This is a genomic window from Streptomyces sp. NPDC104309 (assembly GCF_055584025.1).
On record NZ_JBVJMV010000017.1, the window covers coordinates 21,868 to 44,833 of the forward strand.

The window sequence follows — 22,966 nt, forward strand, 5'->3', positions numbered from 1 at the left end:
GCTCGACCGGCTCGACCGGCTCGGCGGGCCGGTCCTCCTCGCCGAGGCACTACCGCTTCCCCACACCTTTCCGACAACTCTCTGACACCGGCCGACCAGCCTTGCCGAGGTCCACCGGGGCGAGTGCCCCGTCCTTGAAAGGGTGCGCATGACGCCACGCAGGAGCCTTCCCCGGCTGGCAGCCGGAGTCCTCGGGATATCCCTGGCCATGTCCGCGGTCCCCGCCGCAACCGCCACCGCGAGAACACAGCCGCTCACCGCCCCCACCGTCTCCGAGCGGCAGGTGATGCCTCATCTGCGTGCCCTGCAGCGGATCGCCGACCGCAACGGCGGCAACCGCGCGCACGGCACGCAGGGGTACGCCGACTCGGTGACGTATGTGAAGAACGCCCTCGACCGGGCGGGCTTCCGCACGAAACTCGTCCCCTTCACCCACGACGGCACCACCGGCAGCAATCTGATCGCCGACTGGCCGGGCGGCGACCCGGATCATGTGCTGCTGACCGGCGCCCACCTCGACAGCGTCGAGGAGGGCCCGGGAATCAACGACAACGGCTCGGGCTCGGCCGCGGTCCTGGCCACCGCCCTTGAGGTGGCCAAGTCCCGTCTCAAGCCCGAGCGGCACCTCCGGTTCGCCTGGTGGGGCGCGGAGGAGCTGGGGCTGATCGGCTCGGCGGACTACGTCGGGAAGCTCTCCGAGGCCGAGCGCCGCAGGATCGACGTCTATCTCAACTTCGACCAGGCGGGCAGCAAGAACACCCAGCAGTGGCTCGTGGTCCACGACGACGAGCACGGCGAGACCGAGGCCCAGCAGGCGTTCGAGGCATGGTTCGCCGAGCGGAACATCCCCACGTTCGACATCGGCGTCGGCGGTTCGGACCACGAGTCGTTCGGAAACGCCGGCATCCCGTCGTCCGGCTTCAGCACCGGTATCTCGGACTGCATCCACGAGGCGTGCGACAACCTCGCCAACGTGGACCCGAAGACGGAGACCACCAGCACCGATGCCCTCATCGGCGTGCTGTGGAAACTCGCCGCCACCCCTCCCCGACACTGACCCCCATCCCCAGGAACGAGACATGCGCAGACTGCTGAACCGACGCCGCAGAACCGCTGCCGCCCTCGTGGCCGCGGTCGTGAGCGGCACCTTACTGACCGTTCTCCCTGCCTCGGCCGCCGTCGGCGGTCCGGGCGTCGGTGATCCGTACTTCCCCGACGACGGCAACTCCGGCTACGACGTCTCCCGCTACGACGTCCGTATCGCCTACGACCCGGCGCGCACCGACCACCTGGACGGCGACACCACCGTCACCGCCCGCGCCCTGACCGGCCTGGACCGCTTCAGCCTGGACCTCAAGGGCTTCACCGTGGCATCGGTCACGGTGGACGGCACCCCGGTGAAGGCGTTCTCCCGGTCCGGGGCCCATGAGCTGGTCATCACCCCGGCCCGCCCGGTCGTGCAGGGCACGACGTTCGCGGTCCGGGTGAAGTACGCGGGCAAGCCCGACGCCGAGGGCTGGCACACCCTGAAGAGCGGCGGCGCGTACGTGGCGGGCGAACCGCACGCCGCGACCTCCTGGTATCCCGCCAACGACCACCCGTCCGACAAGGCCACCTTCGCCCTCACCGCGACCGTGCCCGACGGCTGGACGGCCGTCGGCAACGGACTGCCCGGCCCGGTCACTATGAAGGACGGCAGGAAGACCTTCCACTGGTTCGAGGACAAGCCGCTGGCGACGTACCTCAGCACCGTCGCCATCGACAGGTTCACCGTCCACCGGGGAAAGACGGCCGCCGGAACACCGGTCATCACGGCTTACAGCCCGGACACCGTCATCGACCCGGACGCCGAGGCCGAGCAGACGGAGATTCTGGACTTCCTGACCGCCAAGTTCGGCCCGTACCCCTTCTCCTCGGCGGGCGCAATCCTTGTCGGCGGCACGAAGGAGCCCACCGGCGGCGCCATCGCCCTGGAGACGCAGAGCCGCCCCACGTACAGCGGCGGAATGCTCTTCGACGCCTCGGTGGTCCATGAGAACACCCACCAGTGGTTCGGTGACAGCGTCTCGTTCAAGGACTGGCGGGACGGCTGTGCGGCGGAGTGCTTCGCCCAGTACGCCGGGCAGTTGTGGGAGGAGCACAAGGGCGCCGACCTGGATCAGGACTACTACCGTTCCGAGATCGAGAACTACCGCGACGACCCGTCGTTCTGGTCCACCAGGCTCTACGACCCGGGCCCGGGGAAGGAGTTGCATTCCGCGCTGTACTTCAAGGGTTCGCTGATGCTGCACGCCCTGCGGCGCACGGTCGGTGACGACGCGTTCTTCCGGACGCTCAGGACCTGGACCCATGACCACGCGTACGGCAACGCCTCGTTCCGGCAGTTCGAGGCGCTGGCGGCGAAGGTCTCGGGCAAGGACCTCAAGGGCTTCTTCGGGGCGTGGGTCGACGGCACGGTGATCCCGCCGGAGAAGTACCTCTGTCCCGGCAGCCTGGGCTCGCCGACGGGCTGAACCTGCGTGCGGCGTGCGGCGTGCGGCGTGCGGCGTGCGGCCAATGGTCCGGGGCCGGCCGCGAAGGCCGGCCCCGGTGCTCTCAAGCTCCGTTCACCAGCTGCTTGAGAGCGATGTTGAGCTGGAGGACGTTGACCCTCGGTTCCCCCACGAAGCCGAGAATCCGGCCGTCCGTGTGCTGCTCGACGAGCTTCTCCACCTGCTCGACGCCCAGATGGTTCCGCTCGGCGACGCGGCGCACCTGGAGCTGTGCGTACGCCGGGGAGATGGCCGGGTCGAGGCCGGAGCCCGAGGAGGTGACGGCGTCGGCCGGCACGTCGGCGGGGCTGACGGGGTGGCCGGGGACGGAATTGTCCTTGACGACGGCGGCCTTGGCGGCTGTCACCGCGTCGATCAGTTCCTTGCTGTCGCCGGAGCGGTTGGTCGCGCCGGAGAGGATCAGCTTGTACTGGGTGTTGACGCTGTTGGTGCCGAGGCCGTTGGAGGGGCGCGGCTGGAACCACTTGAGGTCCGGGGCCGCGGTCTGCTGCCCCTTCTTCAGCGGCAGGTCGTAGCGCTGGCCGATCAGTTCGGAGCCGACGACCTTGCCGTTCGCGGTGATCTCGGAGCCGTTGGCCTTGTCGGGGAAGATGCCCTGGGCGACACCCGTCACGGCGAGTGGGTAGAGCACGCCGCAGACGACGGTGAGGACGAGCAGGGCACGCAGCCCGGCCCAGAGCAACCGGACGGTGTTTGCTACGGAGTTGTTCATGGCAGGTCAGCCGATTCCGGGGATGTGGGAGATGATCAGGTCGATGATCTTGATGCCGATGAACGGGGCGACCAGGCCGCCCAGGCCGTAGATCCCGAGGTTGCGCCGGAGCATCGAGTCGGCGCTGCTGGGCCGGTAGCGCACGCCCTTCAGGGCGAGCGGCACCAGTGCGATGATGATCAGCGCGTTGAACACGACCGCCGACAGGATCGCGGACTCCGGCGAGGACAGCCGCATGATGTTGAGCGTGTCCAGGCCGGGATAGACCACCGCGAACATCGCCGGGATGATCGCGAAGTACTTCGCGACGTCGTTGGCGATCGAGAACGTCGTCAGCGCACCCCGGGTGATGAGCAGTTGCTTGCCGATCTCGACGATCTCGATCAGCTTGGTGGGGTTGGAGTCCAGGTCCACCATGTTCCCGGCCTCCTTGGCGGCCGAGGTGCCGGTGTTCATGGCCACGCCCACGTCCGCCTGGGCCAGCGCGGGCGCGTCATTGGTCCCGTCGCCCGTCATCGCGACGAGCTTGCCGCCCGCCTGCTCCCGCTTGATGAGGGCCATCTTGTCCTCGGGCGTGGCCTCGGCGAGGAAGTCGTCGACCCCTGCCTCCTCGGCGATGGCCTTCGCGGTCAGCGGGTTGTCGCCCGTGATCATGACCGTCTTGATGCCCATCCGGCGCAGTTCGTCGAACCGCTCCCGCATCCCCTCCTTGACGACGTCCTTGAGGTGGATGACGCCCAGGACCCGGGCACCCTGTCCGTCCTCCAGAGCCACCAGCAGCGGTGTGCCGCCTGCCTCGGAGATCCGCTCGGTGAGCGTCCGTGTCTCCGGCGAGACACTGCCGCCGCGCTCCTTGACCCACGCGACGACGGAACCGCTCGCGCCCTTGCGGACCCTGCGTCCGTCGACGTCCACGCCCGACATCCGCGTCTGGGCGGTGAACGCGACCCATTCGGCCTGCCGCAGTTCGCCCTGGTGGCGCTCGCGCAGCCCGTACTTCTCCTTGGCGAGCACGACGATCGAGCGGCCCTCGGGCGTCTCGTCGGCCAGCGAGGACAGCTGGGCGGCGTCCGCCAGTTCGGCCTCGGTCGTGCCCTTGACCGGGACGAACTCGGCGGCCTGCCGGTTGCCGAGCGTGATGGTGCCGGTCTTGTCGAGCAGCAGGGTCGAGACATCGCCGGCGGCCTCGACGGCACGCCCCGACATCGCGAGCACGTTGCGCTGCACCAGCCGGTCCATCCCCGCGATTCCGATCGCGGAGAGCAGCGCTCCGATGGTCGTCGGGATCAGGCAGACCAGCAGCGCGGTCAGCACGATCATCGACTGCTTCTGGCCCGCGTAGATCGCGAACGGCTGGAGGGTGACGACGGCGAGCAGGAAGACGATGGTGAGGGACGCGAGCAGGATGTTCAGCGCGATCTCGTTGGGCGTCTTCTGCCGGGCCGCGCCCTCGACCAGGGCGATCATCCGGTCGATGAACGTCTCACCGGGCTTGGTGGTGATCTTGACGACGATCCGGTCGGAGAGCACCTTCGTACCACCGGTGACGGCCGAGCGGTCGCCGCCGGACTCCCGGATGACCGGCGCCGATTCACCCGTGATCGCGGACTCGTCGACGCTGGCGACACCGTCGACGACGTCCCCGTCGCCGGGGATGATGTCACCGGCCTCGCAGACCACCAGATCGCCGACGCGCAGTTCGGTGCCGGGGACCCGCTCCTCGTTCGTGCCGATGATCCGCCGGGCGACGGTGTCGGTCTTGGCCCTGCGCAGCGTGTCGGCCTGCGCCTTGCCGCGCCCTTCGGCGACCGCCTCCGCCAGATTGGCGAAGATCGTGGTCAGCCACAGCCAGACCGCGATCGCCCAGCCGAACCAGTCGCCGGGGTTCAGGCACGCCAGCACGGTGGTGAACACCGAACCGATCAGCACCACGAACATCACCGGGGACTTGACCATCACCCGGGGGTCGAGCTTGCGTACGGCGTCGGGGAAGGACTTGAGCAATTGTCCGGGGTCGAACAGGCCCCCGCCGACGCGTCCTTCGCTGTGGTGACCCGTGGGCGCGTCCTGGTGGGGTGCCCGGGTGGGGGTGACAGTGGACATCGAGTCCTCTTGCTTCGTACGAGTGGTCATGACGCCAGCCCTTCGGCCAGCGGCCCCAGCGCCAGGGCCGGGAAGTACGTCAGCCCGGTGATGATCAGGATCGTCCCGACCAGCAGCCCGCTGAACAGCGGCTTGTGCGTGCCCAGGGTTCCCACGGTCGCCGGTACGGGCTTCTGCTCGGCGAGCGAGCCGGCCAGGGCCAGCACGAACACCATCGGCAGGAAGCGGCCCAGCAGCATCGCGAGACCGATGGTCGTGTTGAACCACTGCGTGTCCGCGTTCAGCCCGGCGAAGGCCGAACCGTTGTTGTTCGCACCCGAGGTGTACGCGTACAGCACCTCGGAGAATCCATGGGCACCGGAGTTCAGCATGGAGTGCGGCGGGGTCGGCAAAACCAGTGCCGCGGCGGTGAAGCAGAGCACCAGCGCCGGGGTGATCAGGATGTAGCAGGCCGCGAGCTTGATCTGCCGGGTGCCGATCTTCTTGCCGAGGTACTCGGGCGTACGACCGACCATCAGGCCCGCGATGAACACCGCGATGATCGCCATGATCAGCATGCCGTAGAGGCCGGACCCGACCCCGCCGGGAGCGATCTCGCCGAGCTGCATGCCCAGCATCGTGATGCCCCCGCCGAAGCCCGTGTACGAGGAGTGGAAGGAGTTGACCGCACCCGTGGAGGTGAGCGTCGTGGCCACGGCGAAGATCGACGAGCCGGCGATCCCGAACCGGGTCTCCTTGCCCTCCATGGCCCCGCCCGCGATGTCGAACGCGGGCCCGTGGTGGCTGAACTCGGTCCACATCATCAGGGTGGTGAAGCCCAGCCAGATGACACCCATCGCCGCCAGGATCGCGTAGCCCTGCTTCAGCGAGCCGACCATCCGTCCGAACGTCCGCGTGAGAGCGAACGGAATGACCAGGATCAGGAAGATCTCGAAGAGGTTGGACAGCCCGTTGGGGTTCTCGAACGGGTGGGACGAGTTGGCGTTGAAGTAGCCGCCGCCGTTCGTACCCAGTTCCTTGATGACCTCCTGCGAGGCCACCGCTCCGCCGTTCCACTGCTGCGAACCGCCCATGAACTGGCCGACCTCATGGATGCCGGAGAAGTTCTGGATGGCTCCGCAGGCGACCAGCACCAGCGCGCCGACCACGGCGATCGGAATCAGGATCCGGACGGTGCCGCGCACCAGGTCGGACCAGAAATTGCCCAGCTCACCGGTGCGGGAGCGGGCGAAGCCCCGTACCAGCGCCACCGCGACGGCGATGCCGACGGCGGCCGAGACGAAGTTCTGCACCGCGAGGCCGCCGGTCTGGACGACGTGGCCCATGGCCTGCTCGCCGTAGTACGACTGCCAGTTGGTGTTCGCGACGAACGAAGCCGCGGTGTTGAAGGCCTGATCGGGGTCGATCGAGGCGAAGCCGAGCGAACCGGGCAGCACACCCTGGAGCCGCTGCAGCAGATAGAGGAAGAGGACGCTCACCGCGGAGAAGGCGAGGACCCCGCGCAGGTACGCGGGCCAGCGCATCTGTGCGTCGGGATTGACGCCTACGGCCTTGTACATCCACTTCTCGACGCGTAGGTGCTTCTGCGAGGAGTAGACGCCGGCCATGTAGTCACCGAGCGGACGGTATGCCAGCGCCAGCGCCACGACGAGCGCGAGAACCTGGAGCACACCAGCGAGGACGGGGCTCATATCGGGCTCAGAACCTCTCCGGATACAGAAGGGCGAGGATGAGATAGCCCAGCAGGGCGACGGCCACGACGAGGCCGACGACGTTTTCGGCGGTCACAGCTTGGCCACCCCCTTGGCGACGAGAGCCACCAACGCGAACACCGCGATCGTGGTGACGACGAAGGCCACATCGGCCATCGTGTGCTCCTAGATGAGGTACGGAATCTCTGACCTCCTGAGCAAACCTCGCGTCCCGGCCGTCCCGGCCTTGCGTTGATGGCTTCCTTACGGAGAGGGGCGGGCCTTTGACGGCGCACATACGTGCCCTATACGCGCCCCATACGCGCCCCTTTGTGCGCCGTTCAGCCACCACGACAGCCGGCCCCTGGACGCGTTCCCTGGACGCGGAAAGGCCGGTGGGCCGCACCCCCTCGAAGGGGGTACGGCCCACCGGCCTTCAGCTCTGCCGGGCGGCAGCCCTCATCCGCTCAGCGCACCTCGGTGATCTCGGGTCCGCGCTGGAGCTGGCCCATGCCGCCGGAGAACTTGGAGTTCTCCTGGTTCTCCTGCTGGACGCCCTCGGGCACCATCTGGGCGTCGTTGGGGAGCTTGAGGACGATCGGATCGCGCGGCGCCATCGGGCCCTCGCCACGGACGACCACGGTGTCCCGGAAGATCGTCTCCAGCAGCCCCGCGGCCTCCGGCTGCACGGCACCCTGGCCGGAGATCACTCCGCGCAGGAACCAGCGCGGCCCGTCGACGCCGACGAAGCGCACCAGCTGCACCCCGTTCGTCCCGTCGGGGAGCTGTACGGGGACCTGGGCGCGCAGCTCCCAGCCCAGCGGACCCTCGACCTCGTCGATGATCCCACCCTGCTGGGTGATGCCGGAGGCGATCTCCTCACGGACCTCGCCCCAGATGCCCTCCTTCTTGGGCGCGGCGAAGGCCTGCAGCTGAATGGCGCTGTCGTGCATCACCACGGTCGCGGCCACGATCGCGTCACCGGCCACCTCGACCCGCAGCTCCATGCCCTCGACGCCGGGCACGAACACGCCGCCCAGGTCGACCCGGCCCTCGCCGGGCTGGGAGACCTCGGTGATGTCCCACGGCCCGTCCGGCCGCGGCGCCGGCGGGAGATTCATCCGACGCGAGCCGCTGTCGGCCCCATCGGCGTCATCGGGCTCGTCGACGACCTGCTCGGCCTCGCGCGCTTCGTCCGCCATGTCCTCGGCGGAACCACTCTTCTTGCGACGTCCGAACACGTCACTGTCCTTCCCGGTCGGGTACGACCGAAGCGTAGCTGTTCCCGCCCTGGGTAATCCCGCCCCTGACGCCATCAACATCACCGGAAGCGTGCCCTCCGGTGGATCCGAAACCTCCCTCGCCGCGAGCCGAGCCGGGGAGCTCCGCCACTTCGTGGAAGCGAACCTTCTCGACCTGCTGTACGACCAGTTGGGCAATCCGGTCGAACCGCTCGAACCGCACGGGCTCCCGCGGGTCGAGGTTGATGACGATCACCTTGATCTCTCCACGGTACCCGGCATCAACCGTCCCCGGCGCATTGACGAGAGCGACTCCGCAGCGTGCGGCGAGACCGGACCGCGGGTGCACGAACGCCGCGTACCCGTCGGGCAGCGCGATCGACACCCCGGTGGGCAGCACCGCCCGCTCGCCCGGGGCCAGTTCGGCGGCCTCGGTGGTCACCAGATCGACCCCGGCGTCGCCGGGGTGCCCATAGGCCGGGATCGGCACGTCCGGGTCGACCCGGCGGATCAGTACGTCCACGGGATGGCGCATCAGGGGTTCACCTCGAACGCGCGGGCACGCCTGACCTGGTCGGGGTCGGCCATCGCGGCCTGGATCTCGGCCGGGCGGCCGTTGTCGATGAAGTGGTCGATCTTCACCTCGATGAAAAGGGCCTCGGCACGGACCGCCACGGGCCCCTCCGGGCCGCCGATCCGGCCCGTCGCCCGGGAGTAGATCTTCCGGCCGTGCACCGCGGTGATCTCGGCGTCGAGGTGCAGCACGGTGTCCACCGGAACCGGGGCGACGAAGTCGGTCTCCAGCCGTCCGGTCACCGCGATCACCCGCAGCAGCCAGTTCAGCGAGCCGAGCGTCTCGTCCAGCGCGGTGGCCAGAATGCCACCGTGTGCCAGGCCCGGGGCACCCTGATGGGCGGCCTTCACGGTGAACTCGGCCGTGACGCTGACACCCTCGCCGGCCCGTGCCTGGAGGTGCAGCCCGTGCGGCTGTCCCTCGCCGCAGCCGAAACAGTGTTCGTAGTGCGCGCCGAGGAGTTCGCCGGGGGCCGGGGCTTCGGGGTGCCGGACCGGCTTCACCGCGTCGGCCGGGGGCTTCAGAGCCGCAGATGTTCCACTCACAGGCGCAGACCTTACCCGCGCGGCCACCCGCGGGTCGCGCCGTGCCAAGCTTGGGTTCATGCAGCCTTCCACCCCGCCTTTCGACGAACGACTGACCGCGCCCCGTTCGTGGTGGCTCATCGCCTTCCTGGTCGGCATCGCCTGTGCCCTGATGCTGTTGCCGCTCGGCGGCCTGCCACTCCTGGCCGGCCTGGTGGGCGGCACGGCCCTTTCGGCGGTCGCGGTCAGCTCCTACGGTTCGGCCAGGATCCGGGTCGTCGCGGGCGCCCTGGTGGCCGGTGACGCGCGCATTCCGGTGTCTGCGCTCGGCAGGGCCGAGGTGCTGGACGAGGAGGAGGCGCGTGCGTGGCGCTCGTACAAGGCGGACACCCGCGCGTTCATGCTGCTGCGCAGCTACATCCCGACGGCGGTGCGGGTGGAGGTCACCGACCCGCAGGACCCGACGCCGTACGTCTATCTGTCGACCCGCGAGCCGCAGGCACTGGTCGCCGCGCTCAGCGCGGTACGGGCCTGAAAGGCACATGACGGTACGGGCCCGACCTTGCGGTACGGGCCCAAGAGGCGCGTCCGGGAAGCTCCGCCTGCCCGCGGGGCCCGGCACGCACGCGCGCGGCGTCGCCGTAGCGCCCTGGCCAAGTGCCCTGGTCCGGGGTTCTTCGAGATCCGGGCCGGCTTCGTTCTTCCATGGACTCGGGAGGAGCCCTTCACGGGCCCCCAGGGGCTCCGTCGGCATCCAACAGGCCTCCGACCCGCCGGAGCGGGTCCTGACTCCCCAGCTCGCCCGGCAGCCCCTTGCGCGGGGCGTCCGGACCCATCGGTGGCAGCTCCGGAAGGCGGTCCCAGGGGATCTGGCGCTTGCGCAGGTCCTTCCTGACCCGCTCGGCGAGCTTTCTGGTGTCGCGCCGGTTCATCATCGCCCCGACAGCGGCGCCGATCATGAACGGGACGAGATTCGGCAGGTCGCGCACCGTGCGCTTCATGATCTGCTGGCGCAGCTCGCGCTTCATCTGGCCGCCCAGCGCCGCGTTGACCGTCGCGGGATGGGCGACATCGATACCGCGCTCCTCCGTCCAGGACGTCAGGTAGGCGGTGGAACGCTGGGGGAGCCCGCCCGGCGGGCGCAGCCCGTAGACCTCGTGCAGCTCGGCGACGAGCTTCATCTCGATCGCGGCCACACCGGTGATCTCCGCCGTCAGCTCGGCGAGCATGGCGGGCGGTACGGGCATCATGGCCGCCGCGCCGATACCGGCGCCGACGGCGGCGGTGGCCTTGCTCGCGCCCGCGATGAGCTTGTCGGCGAGCTCCTCGGGCCCCAGGCCCGGGAACTGCTTGCGCAGGGTGGAGAGGTCACGCACAGGGACGCGGGGAGCCGTTTCGATGATCAGGTCGGCGATATGACCGATCGCGGCCCTGACGCTCTCCCCGCCCTTGCGCACTCCCCGTTTCACTGAACCCAGACGGCCTGCCCCGGTCACGGGCTCCGTCCTGTCGACCTGTCCGGCCCCATCGGCCGTGTCGACTCCCTCGACTGCCGTGACCACTTCGAGCGAGGCCGGCCGGCCCCGCTCGTCGTCCCGCACACCCGTGGAGGGTGGCAGGGCGGACCGCTCGGCAGGCGCTGCAACGCCTTCTGCCGGGCCTGTACCGCCCTGATTCGCCTCCGACGACCTCTTGCGCCGCAAGCGTCGCTTCCGGAACGGTGTGTCGCCTGCCACGGCCTGTTCGACCTAGTCGCAGTCGCGGCAGATCGGCTGGCCGTTCTTCTCGCGTGCCAACTGGCTCCTGTGGTGCACGAGGAAGCAGCTCATGCACGTGAACTCGTCGGCTTGCTTGGGCAGGACCCTCACGGCCAGTTCTTCGTTGGACAGGTCCGCGCCGGGCAGCTCCAGCCCTTCGGCCGCGTCGAACTCGTCGACGTCGACGGCGGACGCCGTCTTGTCGCTCCGTCGGGCCTTCAGCTCTTCAAGGCTGTCCTGATCGACGTCGTCATCGGTCTTGCGTGGGGTGTCGTAATCCGTTGCCATGTCGCTCTCCCCCTCTGGGTGTCTGCGGTGTCTCAGCGCACGTAACGCGTGAGAGGCCGGACTTGTGCCCGACCCGAGGCGGAGATTTTGCCTCACATCAAGGTCTGTTACTCAATCGACACCCAAAAGAACCGCTCGGGAGCGATCAGCTTGGGTGGCGATGGGGACCGTACACGGTCCCGGTGTCATGCTCCACGGGCGCCACCCCGTGTACTTCCCGTGATATCGGGCCCCGAAAACCCCGACTTTTGCGGGTTTTCCGGTGACGGCCCTGATCACGGAGCGTTGACGTCCCGATATTCGCCCCTGTGATCGATCACACACGGCCGCTCCGGGTTCAGGTCCCGAAAATTCCGCTCAAAGCGAACAAATTTATGTGGGCGCCGATCGCTCCGCCCAGCCTCTCAGACCGGCAGTGAGACACGCATCACAAGACCACCCCCTTCGCGGGGTTCCGCGACGATACGGCCGCCGTGAGCGCGCGCCACGGAGCGCGCGATCGACAGTCCGAGCCCCACCCCCTTGTCGCTGCCCGTTCGCTCCGTACGCAGCCGTCTGAAGGGCTCGAAGAGGTTGTCGATCTCGTACGCGGGCACCACTGGGCCCGTGTTCGAGACCACCAGCACGGCATGGCCCGACTGCAGCTCGGTGGTGACCTCCACCCAGCCCCGCTCGGCGATGTTGTAGCGCACGGCGTTCTGTACGAGGTTCAGCGCGATCCGCTCCAGCAGCACGCCGTTGCCCTGGATCACGGCGGGGGCCAGCTCGCCACGGATCTCCACCCCCCGCTCCTCCGCCTCGCCGCGCGTCTGATCGATCGCGCGCGAGGCCACCTCGGAGAGGTCGACCGGTTTGCGCTCGATGATCTGGTTGTCGCTGCGGGCGAGCAGCAGCAGTCCCTCGACCAGCTGCTCACTGCGCTCGTTGGTGGCCAGCAGGGTCTTGCCGAGCTGTTTCAGCTCGGGCGGGGCCTGCGGATCGGAGAGATGGACCTCCAGCAGCGTCCGGTTGATCGCGAGCGGGGTCCGCAGCTCGTGCGACGCGTTCCCGACGAACCGCTGCTGGGCGGTGAAGGCCCGCTCCAGGCGGTCGAGCATCTCGTCGAAGGTGTCGGCGAGCTCCTTCAGCTCGTCGTCCGGGCCGTCCAGCTCGATCCGGCGGGACAGATCCGTTCCGGCCACCCGGCGGGCGGTGCGGGTGATCCGGCCCAGCGGGGAGAGCACCCGGCCCGCCATGGCGTAGCCGAAGGCGAAGGCGATGATGCTCAGACCCACGAGGGCCAACAGCGACCGGTTGAGAAGCGTGTCGAGTGCCTGCTGGCGCTGGTGGTTGACGCAGGAGTTCATCGCGGCGTTGAAGGAGTTCGGTGATGCCTTCTCGGGCAGGTTGCAGACCTCACTCGTCACCTGGCCGTTGACGATCTTGAACGGCAGCTCGCTGCCCACATGCAGGGCCTGCGCGGCCAGCATGTAGATGATCGACAGCAGCAGAATGCCCGCGATCAGGAACATGCCGCCGTACAGCAGCGTCAGCCGTATCCGGATGGTCGGCCGCAGCCAGTAGGGCGGCTCCTGCTGTTTGGGCTCCCAGGTGGGCTTCGGAGGCGCCGTCGGCGGCGCCGGGACGGAGGGCATCGGCCGTCAGATCCGGTAGCCGGAGCCGGGCACGGTGACGATCACGGGCGGCTCGCCGAGTTTGCGACGCAGCGTCATGACCGTCACCCGGACGACATTGGTGAACGGGTCGGTGTTCTCGTCCCAGGCCTTCTCCAGCAGCTGCTCGGCCGAGACGACCGCGCCCTCGCTGCGCATCAGGACCTCCAGCACGGCGAACTCCTTCGGCGCGAGCTGGATCTCGGCCTCGCCCCGGAAGACCTCGCGCCGGTTGGGGTCGAGCTTGATGCCCGCGCGCTCCAGGACAGGCGGCAGCGCCACCGTCGTACGCCGGCCCAGCGCCCGTACCCGTGCCGTGAGCTCGCTGAAGGCGAACGGCTTGGGCAGATAGTCGTCGGCGCCCAGCTCCAGGCCCTCCACCCGGTCGCTGACGTCGCCGGACGCGGTGAGCATGAGCACCCGGGTGGGCATGCCCAGCTCGACGATCCGGCGGCAGACGTCGTCGCCGTGCACCAGGGGGAGGTCCCGGTCCAGCACCACGACGTCGTAGTCGTTGACCTCGATGCGCTCCAGGGCCGCGGCGCCCTCGTACACGACATCGACGGCCATGGCCTCACGGCGCAATCCGGTGGCCACCGCATCGGCGAGCAGTTGCTCGTCCTCCACGACGAGTACGCGCACGGCGCTGTCCTTCCTTAGAAAAATCAGACGGAAATTTCAGAACGTCCCCATGTACTCACGGTCCGTGATGCGGGCCGCTCGTCGGTGATGCTCTGTGCTGCTCCATCCTGCCCGCAACGCGCATAAACCGGCGGTAAGACGGCGCTGGCCGACCCCGGGCTCCGGGGAATGCGCCGGATTTCCCGGCCAGTTGAGGTTTCTCTGAGCTTGAGGCTGGGGAGGACGCATTCACACCCGCGATCACGCCTTGAATGTGGCGTACCACTGGCCACTCCGTCCCCGGAGAGCGCGTGATCACCCGCCCTACCGCCTCCGCGCGGAGGGAAACCCGGGCACACCCCCGTGCCACCGACCCACGATGAGGGGGCGCATTATGGACGCTTTCACCGCAGGTCTGCTGCAACGAATCAAGACCACCGAGTCCGACCTCACGAAAGCGCGCGAGACGGGCGACGACTTCCTCGCGGATGTCGAGCAGGGCGAGCTGGACGACCTGCACCGCCTCGCCGCCGAGCACGGCGTCGAAATCGGCGCCACCAGCGTCTGAGCCGCGCGAGAAGGGCCCCTGATGCCGTTGTCCGGCGTCGGGGGCCCTTCTCGCGCGGCGGAAGGCTCCGGACGGTCGGTCTTTCAGGTCCTGTCCTGTCGATCTTCGTGGATCAGCCCGGGGCGTCTGGTGCGGTGCATCGCAAGGCGGAGGTTCGTCCTCGTACTGGACGTACTCGGGCGACACCGACAACGCGGCGAGGTGCCGCACCAGACGCCCCGGGCCCGCGAAGATCGGCAGGACAGGGCCTAGTCGTGCCAGGCTCCGAACTCCTCCAGGAGGCCCTGCAGCGGCTCGAAGACACCCGGCGTCGCGGCCACCGTCAGGTCACCGTCGGCGGGCAGCCCAGGACGGCCACCGGTGCACGCCCCCGCCTCCCGGGCGATGAGGTCACCGGCGGCGAGGTCCCACGGGTGGAGCCCGCGCTCGTAGTAGCCGTCGAGGCGGCCGGACGCGACATCGCAGAGGTCCACGGCGGCGGAGCCGCTGCGCCGGATGTCACGCAGCCTCGGGATCAGCTTCTGGGCCACGTCCGCCTGGTGCGTCCGGACGTGGCCGACGTAGTTGAAGCCGGTCGAGACGAGCGCCTGGTCGAGCGGGGGCGCGGGCCGGCAGCGCAGCGCGGTGCCCTCACCGTACGCACCGCCCTTCGCGTACGCGCCGCCGCCGAGCACCGCTTGGTACGTCTCGCGGCGCATCGGGGCCTCCACCACGCCCACGATGCGTTCGCCGTCCCGTTCGGCGGCGATGGAGACGGCCCATGTCGGCAGCCCGTACAGGTAGTTCACGGTGCCGTCGAGCGGGTCGATGACCCAGCGGATACCGCTGCTGCCCGCCGCGCTGGCCCCTTCCTCACCGAGGAAGCCGTCCTGGGGGCGGCGCTCGGCGAGGAATCCCGTGATCAGCTTCTCGGCGGCGATGTCCATCTCGGTGACGACATCGATGGGGCTCGACTTGGTCGCTGCCACTCCCAGGTCGGCCGGACGGCCGTCGCGCAGCAGCACACCGGCGCGGTGGGCGGCCTCCAGGGCGAGGTCGAGCAGTTCGGAGGGGTTCGGGTCGGTCACGGCGCTCCAGGGGGCTCTGACGTGCGGCAGGGGGCTTGTCACGCGTACGGGCTGTCGGCGCCCGCCACGGCGGGCTTGAGGGCCCGCGCCGGGCAGCAGCCGACCGGGCAGAGGTCATGGCTCGGGCCGAGCGTGCCCAGTGCGCACGGCCGCGCGCCGCGCCCCTGTTCGGCGGCTGCGCGCTCCAGCACCAGCTCCCGCACGGCGGCGGCGAACCGAGGGTCGGCGCCCACGGTCGCGGACCTGCGCACCGGGAGTCCGAGCTCGGCGGCCTTCGCGGTGGCCTCCGTGTCGAGGTCGTAGAGCACTTCCATGTGGTCCGAGACGAAGCCGATGGGGGCCATCACCACGGCGGGGACGCCTTCGCCGTGCAGTGTCTCCAGGTGGTCGCAGATGTCGGGCCCCAGCCACGGGATGTGCGGGGCGCCGCTGCGGGACTGGTAGACGAGCTGCCAGGGGTACTCCACGCCGGTCTCCTCGCGCACCGCGTCGACGATCAGCCGGGCGACGTCGAGGTGCTCGGCGACGTAGGCGCCGCCGTCGCCGTGCGCCTCCACCGGGCCCGAGGTGTCGGCGGCGGAGACGGGGATGGAGTGCGTGGTGAAGGCGAGGTGCGCCCCGCCCCGTACGTCCTCGGGGAGGTCGGCCAGCGAGGCGAGGACGCCGTCCACCATGGGCTGTACGAACCCGGGGTGGTTGAAGTAGTGCCGGAACTTGTCGACCCGGGGCACCGGCAGGCCCTCGGCCTCCAGGGCGGCCAGTGACTCGGCCAGGTTCTCGCGGTACTGGCGGCAGCCCGAGTAGGAGGCGTAGGCGCTGGTGGCGAGGACGGCGATGCGGCGGTGTCCGTCGGTGGCCATCCGGCGCAGGGTGTCGGTGAGGTACGGCGCCCAGTTGCGGTTGCCCCAGTACACCGGCAGATCGAGTCCGTGCTCCGCGAAGTCCTTGCGCAGGGCGTCCAGCAGAGCTCTGTTCTGGGCGTTGATCGGGCTGACGCCGCCGAACAGGAAGTAGTGCTTGCCGACCTCCTTCAGCCGCTCCTCGGGGATGCCGCGGCCACGGGTCACGTTCGCCAGGAACGGGACCACGTCGTCCGGGCCTTCGGGGCCGCCGAAGGAGAGGAGCAGGAGGGCGTCGTAGGGAGCGGGATCGCGCAGATCGGACATGGCACCGATCCTGCCACCCGCCTCGGACAGCGCTCCCACCGACATCGGCTCCCGGCCAACCCCGGTGTCGGGGCGCCGGTCCCGACCGTAAGCTGTACCGGCCATATTCACGCATTACTGGCGCGTGCGATCACGCTGTTCCGGAGCCCTCCTTGCCAAGTCCCTACCGCGCGATATTCGCCGCCCCCGGCACCAAGGGGTTCTCGGCGGCCGGATTCCTAGGCCGGATGCCGCTGTCCATGATGGGCATCGGCGTGGTGACCATGGTTTCCCAGCTCACCGGCCGTTACGGGCTCGCGGGCGCGCTCTCCGCGACGCTGGCGATGTCGGCGGCGGTGGTCGGACCGCAGATCTCCCGGCTGGTCGACCGGCACGGGCAGCGCCGCGTGCTGCGTCCCGTGACCCTGGTCGCGCTGGCGGCGGTGGCCGGCCTCCTGATCTGCGCGCAGCAGCGGCTGCCGGACTGGACGCTCTTCGTCTTCGCGGCGGGCGCGGGCTCCGTCCCCAGTGTGGGGTCGATGATCCGGGCCCGCTGGGCGGACATCTACCGCGGATCGCCGCAGCAGTTGCACACCGCGTACTCGTGGGAGTCGATCGTCGACGAGGTGTGCTTCATCTTCGGGCCGATCATCTCGATCGGTCTCTCCACCGCCTGGTTCCCGGAGGCGGGGCCACTGCTCGCGGCCGGCTTCCTGCTGGTCGGCGTCTTCTGGCTGACCGCGCAGCGCGCCACCGAGCCGGTGCCGCATCCGCGCGAGCAGCACACCGACGGCTCCGCGCTGCGCTCCACGGGGCTGAAGGTGCTGGTGGTGACGTTCGTGGCGACGGGGGCGGTCTTCGGGGCCATCGACGTGGTGACGGTGGCCTTCGCCGAGGAGCGGGGCCACAAGGCCGCGGCGAGCCTCGTGCTGGCCGTGTACGCGCTGGGGTCCTGCCTGGCCGGAGCTGTTTTCGGCCTGCTTCGCCTCAAGGGGCCGGCTTCCACCCGGTGGCTGGTGGGTGTGTGCGCGATGGCCGTGAGTATGATCCCCCTCCAACTGGCCGGGAGCCTCCCGTTTCTGGCCGTGGCGCTCTTTGTCGCGGGCCTCGCCATCGCACCGACGATGGTGACCACCATGGCCCTCGTCGAACGGCACGTACCGCGCACCAAACTGACCGAGGGCATGACCTGGACCAGCACCGGGCTCGCCGTCGGTGTGGCGCTCGGCTCCTCGGCCGCCGGCTGGGTGGTCGACGCGTCCGGGGCCGAGGCGGGGTACGCGGTGCCCGCGGTGGCGGGAGCGCTCGCGGCCGCGGTGGCGTTCCTGGGATATCGCCGGCTCAGCGGGCCGGTTCCTACGGAAGGGCGCGGGGCAGATGACCGACACCGACGCACGGACGACGACGAACGCGTGGCGTAACTGGGCTGGGAACGTCAGCGCCCGTCCGGTACGGGCCGTGTCCCCCGCCTCCGTGCCGGAACTCGCCGAGGCACTGCGCCGGGCGTCCGAGGACGGGCTGAAGGTGAAGCCGGTCGGCACCGGGCACTCCTTCACCGCCACGGCGGCCACCGACGGCGTGCTGATCCGCCCGGATCTGCTCACCGGCATCCGGAAGATCGACCGCGAGGCGATGACGGTGACCGTCGAGGCCGGCACCCCGCTGAAGCGGCTGAACACCGCTCTGGCCAGGGAGGGCCTGTCGCTCACCAACATGGGCGACATCATGGAGCAGACCGTCGCCGGGGCCACCTCCACCGGAACCCACGGCACCGGCCGTGACTCGGCGTCCATATCCGCGCAGATCCGCGCCCTCGAACTCGTCACGGCCGACGGCACGGTGCTGGCCTGTTCCGAGAAGGAGAACGCCGACATCTTCGCCGTCGCCCGGATCGGGCTGGGCGCCCTGGGTGTCGTCACGGCGATCACCTTCGCCGTGGAGCCCGTCTTCCTGCTGACGGCCCGCGAGGAACCGATGGGCTTCGACCGGGTCACGGCCGATTTCGACGAGCTGGTCGCCGAGAACGAGCACTTCGAGTTCTACTGGTTCCCGCACACCGGCAACTGCAATACCAAGCGCAACAACCGCAGCGCGGGCCCCGCCGCCCCGCCCGGGAAGGTCAGCGGCTGGATCGAGGACGAGCTCCTCTCCAACGGGATCTTCCAGGTGGCCTGTTCGCTCGGGCGGGCGGTCCCGGCCACCATTCCCTCGATCGCCAAGATCTCCAGCCGTGCCCTGTCGGCCCGTACGTACACCGACATCCCTTACAAGGTCTTCACCAGCCCGCGCCGGGTGCGCTTCGTGGAGATGGAGTACGCGCTGCCGCGCGAGGCCGCCGTGGAGGCGCTGCGCGAGGTCAAGGCCATGGTCGAGCGTTCACCCCTGCGGATCAGCTTCCCGGTGGAGGTCCGTACCGCTCCCGCCGACGACATCGCGCTCTCCACGGCGTCGGGCCGGGAGAGCGCGTACATCGCCGTCCATCTCTACAAGGGCACGCCCTACCAGGCGTACTTCACGGCGGTCGAGCGGATCATGACCGCCCACGCCGGCCGCCCGCACTGGGGCAAGGTCAACACGCGCGATGCCGAGTACCTCGCCGGGGTGTACCCGCGGTTCGGCGAGTTCACCGCCGTGCGCGACCGGCTGGACCCGGACCGGCTCTTCGGCAACGACTATCTGCGCCGGGTACTGGGCGACTGAGCGCCGCGGCCGTTCACTGCCCGGTGCCCGTGCCCGAGGTGGCTCGGTCGCCCTGCGCGGGGGCGTCGCCCGCACCCGTGGAGTTCGGGCCGGTGCTGCCGCCGTTGCCGGGCGCCGACGGGGAGGGCGTGGCCGCCGGGGACGGGCCGGTCACGCTTCCGGTCTTGTCGGACTGCGTGGGGCTGGGCGTCGGATCGGCCGAGGAACGGCCGCCCTGACCGGAGTCGGGTTTCCCGCTCTGCCCGTCCTGTGCGCCCGTGCCGGGCGTCGCACCGCTCTCCTGGCCCGGGGTCTGCCCCCGGGCGGGTTCGTCGCTGGTCGACGGTGCCGGGTCGTTCGGCCCCGAGCCCCGTTCCCCACCACGTACGACGGAGCCCACGGTGGTTCCCTGGCCGCCGCTCAGGTCATTGCCGGAGACCAGCTCGAACGTGGTGATGCCGGCCATCGTCACGGCGAAGACGACGACCGCCCCGAGCGCCGGCCGCTTCCAACCGCGGAGCCGGGTGCCGTGGGTGGTGGCTTCGGAGAACTCCTCGTCCTGGTCCGGACGGCCCGCCGTCGTCGACCGCGTCCCGTCGAACTGCCGCGGCAGCCGCGTACGGTCCGGATCCACATCCACCGGCACGCTGCGCAGCGCGGTCGTGGCGTCGGCCTCACGCAGCACGGTGGTGGCGTCCACGACGGGCATCATCGCGGTGGCGTCCGCGGCTCCGTGGAGAGTTTCGGCCGGTGGCCGCCGCTCCCCCTGGGCCCCGCGCGCGTCGACCGTCTCCCGCGTACGCACGGTCACTTCCCGGCCCGGGTGCTTCACCTGCACCGTGACCTCGCGGATCTGCTCCCCCGTGCGGCGGAAGAAGTGCTGGAAGACCGAACCGCCACAGGTGGCGACGACGCTCATGACGCCCGCGCCGAGGATCGTTCCGTACACGCCCAGCTGGGAGGCGGCCACCGCTGCCGCGACCGCTGCCACCGCGCTGCCCGCCACCTGCGGCAGGCTCAGGTCTATACGCCTTTCTTTGGGTTCTATGTCACTTTCCGGCTTCTGCACCATTTCCAGCCCTTGATTGACATCTCTCCCACCATGCAACAGGAAGGGACATTTGAGCGAAGTGAATAGTTCCGCTTCAGGGGATTGTGTGAAGCAGGACACGCAGGGAGGTCATCCCGCATCGGGCCGGGTAGCTCAACTCCCGCACCTGACGAGAACTTCGGCGGCGCGGCGGTCCACCCACATGGCCCGAATGGAGTACTGTGGCGAGCCCTGGGGCCGGACTCCCACGTGGGTGTCCGGGATCTTCGGGAGGGGGCCGAAGGAGGCACTCGATCCGGCGGCGCCACGGCATAGCACGGGGACTGGCTACACGAGGTGACCAGCGGTCACATTGTGTTGCACAATAGGTCACCGTGTCATACCGGCGATCAAGGGCTCACGCCCGACACGCCGGGCAACACGGCAATGTTGTGGCAGGCTGCACCCGGGCAGGCCACACTCGACTAGCGGAAGCAGCGACGCACGTGACGTCGGCAGGCACCACCCGGGAGGTCCCCATGCCCGAACTGCGTGTCGTGGCCGTCTCCAACGACGGCACACGACTGGTGCTCAAGGCTGCGGACAGCACGGAGTACACGCTTCCGATCGACGAGCGGCTGCGAGCCGCCGTGCGCAACGACCGCGCGCGGCTCGGCCAGATCGAGATCGAGGTGGAGAGCCACCTCCGCCCCCGCGACATCCAGGCCCGGATACGAGCCGGTGCCTCCGCGGAGGAGGTCGCTCAATTCGCCGGCATCCCGGTCGACCGTGTCCGCCGCTTCGAGGGCCCCGTGCTCGCGGAGCGCGCCTTCATGGCCGAGCGGGCCCGGAAGACTCCTGTGCGCCGTCCCGGCGAGAACACCGGCCCCCAACTCGGCGACGCGGTGCAGGAGCGGCTGCTGCTGCGCGGCGCCGACAAGGAGACCGTCCAGTGGGATTCCTGGCGCCGCGACGACGGCACCTGGGAGGTCCTGCTGGTCTACCGGGTCGCGGGAGAGCCGCACTCGGCGAGCTGGACGTACGACGCGCCGCGCCGGCTGGTGCAGGCCGTGGACGACGAGGCACGTTCGCTGATCGGCGAGACCGACGACGTCGCCGCGCCCGAGCCGAGTTTCCCGTTCGTGCCCCGGATCGCCCGGCTGCCCCGCGACAGGCCGCTCGACCGCGCCCTGGACCGCCAGATGGAGCGCCCGACGCCCCCGGCTCCCGAGCCCGAGGAACACATCGGCGGCATCTCGGCCGGCGAGCGTGATTCGCTGACCAGCCTGCTGGAGGCGGTACCGAGCTTCCGTGGCGACATGGTGGTGCCCGAGCGGCCCGCGCCGCCCGAACCTCCGGCCATCGAACCCGCCGCGCAGGAGCCGGAGACCGATGAGCCGCCTGCCGCGGCGGCCTCCCTCGGTGCCGGTTCCGCCTATGCGGATGTGCTGATGCCGCGGGCGGTGGCGGGGCACCGCGACCGGCTGACCGGGACGACGGACCGCCAGGCCGAGGCGGACGGTGTCCGGCCGGGCCGCCGGGCCGCCGTGCCGAGCTGGGACGAGATCGTCTTCGGCACGCGCCGCAAGAAGCAGGACTGAACGGGGTGACCGCGGCATGACGAGGGCCCGTACGCCGCTGCGTACGGGCCCTCGTGTCTTACGCGCCCCTGGTGCCTTACGCGACGCTCGCGACGGATGCGCGGCCTGCGCCCCGGCCGTGCGCGGCCGGGGCGCCCTGCGGCGGTGCCGGTCGATCCGCGCGGCGCGGGTTCCGTTACTGGGGGTCGGGGCCCGTGGCGACCGGGCGGGACTCGTCTCCGGACCACTCGGACCAGGAACCCGCGTACAGCGCCGCGGGGATCCCGGCGATGGCCAGGGCCAGCACCTCATGGGCGCCGGACACGCCGGAGCCGCAGTAGACGCCGACCTCCGGCGCCCGGTCGGCGCCGAGCCCCTCGAAACGGGCCGCCAGCGACCGGGCGGGCAGGAATCGGCCGTCGTCCCGTGCGTTCTCGGCGGTCGGAGCCGAGACCGCACCCGGGATGTGCCCGCCCACCCGGTCAATGGGCTCCACATCGCCCCGGTAGCGCTCGGCGGCTCGCGCGTCGAGCAGCAGTCCGGTACGAGCCAGCGCCGCCGCCCCGTCCGCGTCCAGCAGCGGCAGCGCACCGGGGGCCGGCCGGAAGTCGCCCTCGACCGGGATCGGGGTCTCCTTCTGGAGCTCCCCCTTCCAGGCCGCGAGACCGCCGTCCAGAACCCGCACGTCCTCGTGCCCCGTCCAGCGCAGCAGCCACCAGGCGCGCGCCGCCGCCCAGCCCTGGCCGCCGTCGTACACGACCACCGGAGTGTCCCGGGAGACGCCGGCCCGGCGCATCACCGCGCCGAACTCCTCCGGATCGGGCAGCGGATGACGGCCCCCGGCGCCCGCCGGACCGGCGAGTTCCGCGTCCAGATCGACAAAGACCGCGCCGGGGATGTGCCCGGCCTCGTAGTCGGGTCGGCCGTGCGGGCCGCCCAGCTGCCAACGTACGTCCAGGAGCGCCGGCGGACGTGGCCCCGCCGACTCGCTCACGTATTCGGATGCGGTGATGATGGGCTTCATGGGTGCCATCCTCGCGCAGGAGCCGCCCCACTCGTCATACCGTCGAAACGGACGTACCGCCCAAAACCGGTCTTCCTCAGTCGAGATCCCGGAAAGTGCGGCGCGGCCGGGGCACATCGTGCGCCGGGTGGTGCAAGCATCTGCACGGGGCGTACACA

The 22,966-nt window shown here is 70.0% G+C and carries 22 protein-coding genes; 7 read left to right on the forward strand and 15 right to left on the reverse strand.

Annotation, left to right across the window (positions count from 1 at the left end):
• Positions 1 to 148 precede the first annotated feature (148 nt).
• Complete coding sequence (locus tag ACZ68L_RS24350) at positions 149 to 1,057, forward strand: M20/M25/M40 family metallo-hydrolase (RefSeq protein ID WP_469580105.1); 909 nt, start codon at positions 149 to 151, stop codon at positions 1,055 to 1,057.
• 22 nt (positions 1,058 to 1,079) lie between these two features.
• The gene (locus ACZ68L_RS24355) at positions 1,080 to 2,513 is read left to right on the forward strand and encodes a M1 family metallopeptidase (RefSeq protein WP_469580107.1); all 1,434 of its coding nucleotides are present in this window, start codon (positions 1,080 to 1,082) and stop codon (positions 2,511 to 2,513) included.
• An 82-nt stretch (positions 2,514 to 2,595) separates the two neighbouring features.
• On the opposite strand, the gene ACZ68L_RS24360 is transcribed toward ACZ68L_RS24355, so the two are convergent.
• The 7 genes from ACZ68L_RS24360 to ACZ68L_RS24390 form a co-directional block, all read right to left on the reverse strand.
• Positions 2,596 to 3,264, reverse strand: a complete 669-nt coding sequence (locus ACZ68L_RS24360) for a potassium-transporting ATPase subunit C (protein WP_469580110.1) — start codon at positions 3,262 to 3,264, stop codon at positions 2,596 to 2,598.
• Between the two features lie 6 nt (positions 3,265 to 3,270).
• Positions 3,271 to 5,367 carry a potassium-transporting ATPase subunit KdpB gene (gene kdpB, locus ACZ68L_RS24365; protein ID WP_469580403.1) on the reverse strand — a complete coding sequence of 699 codons (2,097 nt, stop codon included), beginning with the start codon at positions 5,365 to 5,367 and terminating at the stop codon, positions 3,271 to 3,273.
• 26 nt (positions 5,368 to 5,393) lie between these two features.
• Entirely contained in the window at positions 5,394 to 7,058 is a 1,665-nt protein-coding gene (kdpA, locus tag ACZ68L_RS24370; RefSeq protein WP_469580112.1) for a potassium-transporting ATPase subunit KdpA, read from the reverse strand.
• A gap of 7 nt (positions 7,059 to 7,065) precedes the next feature.
• Positions 7,066 to 7,155, reverse strand: a complete 90-nt coding sequence (gene kdpF / locus ACZ68L_RS24375; RefSeq protein WP_351084850.1) for a K(+)-transporting ATPase subunit F — start codon at positions 7,153 to 7,155, stop codon at positions 7,066 to 7,068.
• Positions 7,156 to 7,525: 370 nt separating this feature from the next.
• Entirely contained in the window at positions 7,526 to 8,299 is a 774-nt protein-coding gene (locus ACZ68L_RS24380) for a DUF3710 domain-containing protein (protein ID WP_469580117.1), read from the reverse strand.
• Position 8,300: 1 nt separating this feature from the next.
• Positions 8,301 to 8,834 (reverse strand): dUTP diphosphatase, encoded by a 534-nt coding sequence (dut, locus tag ACZ68L_RS24385; RefSeq protein ID WP_093898960.1) that lies wholly within the window; start codon positions 8,832 to 8,834, stop codon positions 8,301 to 8,303.
• A complete protein-coding gene (locus tag ACZ68L_RS24390) occupies positions 8,834 to 9,418 on the reverse strand; it encodes a PaaI family thioesterase (RefSeq protein WP_469580120.1) in 585 nt (194 codons plus the stop codon). The genes dut and ACZ68L_RS24390 overlap by 1 nt, the downstream gene beginning before the upstream one ends.
• Positions 9,419 to 9,476: 58 nt before the next feature.
• Between ACZ68L_RS24390 and ACZ68L_RS24395 the strand changes: the two genes are divergently transcribed.
• Positions 9,477 to 9,932: a DUF3093 domain-containing protein gene (locus ACZ68L_RS24395; RefSeq protein WP_469580123.1), complete on the forward strand. Its 456-nt coding sequence runs from the start codon at positions 9,477 to 9,479 to the stop codon at positions 9,930 to 9,932.
• Positions 9,933 to 10,122: 190 nt separating this feature from the next.
• On the opposite strand, the gene ACZ68L_RS24400 is transcribed toward ACZ68L_RS24395, so the two are convergent.
• From ACZ68L_RS24400 to ACZ68L_RS24415, 4 genes are all read right to left on the reverse strand, one after another.
• Positions 10,123 to 11,133 carry a hypothetical protein gene (locus tag ACZ68L_RS24400; protein ID WP_469580126.1) on the reverse strand — a complete coding sequence of 337 codons (1,011 nt, stop codon included), beginning with the start codon at positions 11,131 to 11,133 and terminating at the stop codon, positions 10,123 to 10,125.
• 12 nt (positions 11,134 to 11,145) lie between these two features.
• Positions 11,146 to 11,442 carry a DUF4193 domain-containing protein gene (locus ACZ68L_RS24405; RefSeq protein ID WP_003965732.1) on the reverse strand — a complete coding sequence of 99 codons (297 nt, stop codon included), beginning with the start codon at positions 11,440 to 11,442 and terminating at the stop codon, positions 11,146 to 11,148.
• A gap of 404 nt (positions 11,443 to 11,846) precedes the next feature.
• A complete protein-coding gene (locus ACZ68L_RS24410) occupies positions 11,847 to 13,076 on the reverse strand; it encodes a sensor histidine kinase (RefSeq protein WP_469580129.1) in 1,230 nt (409 codons plus the stop codon).
• A gap of 6 nt (positions 13,077 to 13,082) precedes the next feature.
• On the reverse strand, positions 13,083 to 13,736 hold the full coding sequence (locus ACZ68L_RS24415) for a response regulator transcription factor (protein ID WP_469580132.1): 654 nt from the start codon (positions 13,734 to 13,736) through the stop codon (positions 13,083 to 13,085).
• A 373-nt stretch (positions 13,737 to 14,109) separates the two neighbouring features.
• Here ACZ68L_RS24415 and fliE point away from each other — a divergent pair, with 373 nt between their 5' ends.
• Positions 14,110 to 14,283 carry a flagellar hook-basal body complex protein FliE gene (gene fliE, locus ACZ68L_RS24420; RefSeq protein WP_176740391.1) on the forward strand — a complete coding sequence of 58 codons (174 nt, stop codon included), beginning with the start codon at positions 14,110 to 14,112 and terminating at the stop codon, positions 14,281 to 14,283.
• A gap of 248 nt (positions 14,284 to 14,531) precedes the next feature.
• Here fliE and ACZ68L_RS24425 read toward each other — a convergent pair whose 3' ends face one another.
• Positions 14,532 to 15,350 (reverse strand): inositol monophosphatase family protein, encoded by an 819-nt coding sequence (locus tag ACZ68L_RS24425; protein WP_469580136.1) that lies wholly within the window; start codon positions 15,348 to 15,350, stop codon positions 14,532 to 14,534.
• Positions 15,351 to 15,388: 38 nt separating this feature from the next.
• Positions 15,389 to 16,516: a ferrochelatase gene (locus tag ACZ68L_RS24430; RefSeq protein WP_469580139.1), complete on the reverse strand. Its 1,128-nt coding sequence runs from the start codon at positions 16,514 to 16,516 to the stop codon at positions 15,389 to 15,391.
• 152 nt (positions 16,517 to 16,668) lie between these two features.
• On the opposite strand from ACZ68L_RS24430, the gene ACZ68L_RS24435 reads away from it, so the two are divergent.
• A complete protein-coding gene (locus ACZ68L_RS24435; RefSeq protein WP_469580142.1) occupies positions 16,669 to 17,916 on the forward strand; it encodes an MFS transporter in 1,248 nt (415 codons plus the stop codon).
• Positions 17,873 to 19,195, forward strand: a complete 1,323-nt coding sequence (locus tag ACZ68L_RS24440; RefSeq protein WP_469580144.1) for a D-arabinono-1,4-lactone oxidase — start codon at positions 17,873 to 17,875, stop codon at positions 19,193 to 19,195. Before ACZ68L_RS24435 ends, ACZ68L_RS24440 begins: the two co-directional genes overlap by 44 nt.
• Positions 19,196 to 19,208: 13 nt before the next feature.
• Here ACZ68L_RS24440 and ACZ68L_RS24445 read toward each other — a convergent pair whose 3' ends face one another.
• On the reverse strand, positions 19,209 to 20,246 hold the full coding sequence (locus ACZ68L_RS24445; RefSeq protein ID WP_469580147.1) for a hypothetical protein: 1,038 nt from the start codon (positions 20,244 to 20,246) through the stop codon (positions 19,209 to 19,211).
• A gap of 497 nt (positions 20,247 to 20,743) precedes the next feature.
• Here ACZ68L_RS24445 and sepH point away from each other — a divergent pair, with 497 nt between their 5' ends.
• Complete coding sequence (gene sepH, locus ACZ68L_RS24450) at positions 20,744 to 21,805, forward strand: septation protein SepH (protein WP_469580148.1); 1,062 nt, start codon at positions 20,744 to 20,746, stop codon at positions 21,803 to 21,805.
• A gap of 175 nt (positions 21,806 to 21,980) precedes the next feature.
• Here sepH and ACZ68L_RS24455 read toward each other — a convergent pair whose 3' ends face one another.
• Positions 21,981 to 22,808, reverse strand: coding sequence for a sulfurtransferase (locus ACZ68L_RS24455; RefSeq protein WP_469580151.1), 828 nt, complete (start codon positions 22,806 to 22,808; stop codon positions 21,981 to 21,983).
• Between the last annotated feature and the right edge of the window lie 158 nt (positions 22,809 to 22,966).

Coding starts and splice junctions, on each gene's coding strand:
- kdpB (WP_469580403.1), bottom strand. CDS start 5,367: ATGTCCACTGTCACCCCCACCCGGGCACCCCACCAGGACGCGCCCACG.
- ACZ68L_RS24395 (WP_469580123.1), top strand. CDS start 9,477: ATGCAGCCTTCCACCCCGCCTTTCGACGAACGACTGACCGCGCCCCGT.
- ACZ68L_RS24445 (WP_469580147.1), bottom strand. CDS start 20,246: ATGGTGCAGAAGCCGGAAAGTGACATAGAACCCAAAGAAAGGCGTATA.
- ACZ68L_RS24455 (WP_469580151.1), bottom strand. CDS start 22,808: ATGAAGCCCATCATCACCGCATCCGAATACGTGAGCGAGTCGGCGGGG.
- ACZ68L_RS24430 (WP_469580139.1), bottom strand. CDS start 16,516: ATGTCCGATCTGCGCGATCCCGCTCCCTACGACGCCCTCCTGCTCCTC.
- ACZ68L_RS24355 (WP_469580107.1), top strand. CDS start 1,080: ATGCGCAGACTGCTGAACCGACGCCGCAGAACCGCTGCCGCCCTCGTG.
- sepH (WP_469580148.1), top strand. CDS start 20,744: ATGCCCGAACTGCGTGTCGTGGCCGTCTCCAACGACGGCACACGACTG.
- kdpA (WP_469580112.1), bottom strand. CDS start 7,058: ATGAGCCCCGTCCTCGCTGGTGTGCTCCAGGTTCTCGCGCTCGTCGTG.
- ACZ68L_RS24440 (WP_469580144.1), top strand. CDS start 17,873: ATGACCGACACCGACGCACGGACGACGACGAACGCGTGGCGTAACTGG.
- dut (WP_093898960.1), bottom strand. CDS start 8,834: ATGCGCCATCCCGTGGACGTACTGATCCGCCGGGTCGACCCGGACGTG.
- ACZ68L_RS24360 (WP_469580110.1), bottom strand. CDS start 3,264: ATGAACAACTCCGTAGCAAACACCGTCCGGTTGCTCTGGGCCGGGCTG.
- fliE (WP_176740391.1), top strand. CDS start 14,110: ATGGACGCTTTCACCGCAGGTCTGCTGCAACGAATCAAGACCACCGAG.
- ACZ68L_RS24405 (WP_003965732.1), bottom strand. CDS start 11,442: ATGGCAACGGATTACGACACCCCACGCAAGACCGATGACGACGTCGAT.
- ACZ68L_RS24410 (WP_469580129.1), bottom strand. CDS start 13,076: ATGCCCTCCGTCCCGGCGCCGCCGACGGCGCCTCCGAAGCCCACCTGG.
- ACZ68L_RS24350 (WP_469580105.1), top strand. CDS start 149: ATGACGCCACGCAGGAGCCTTCCCCGGCTGGCAGCCGGAGTCCTCGGG.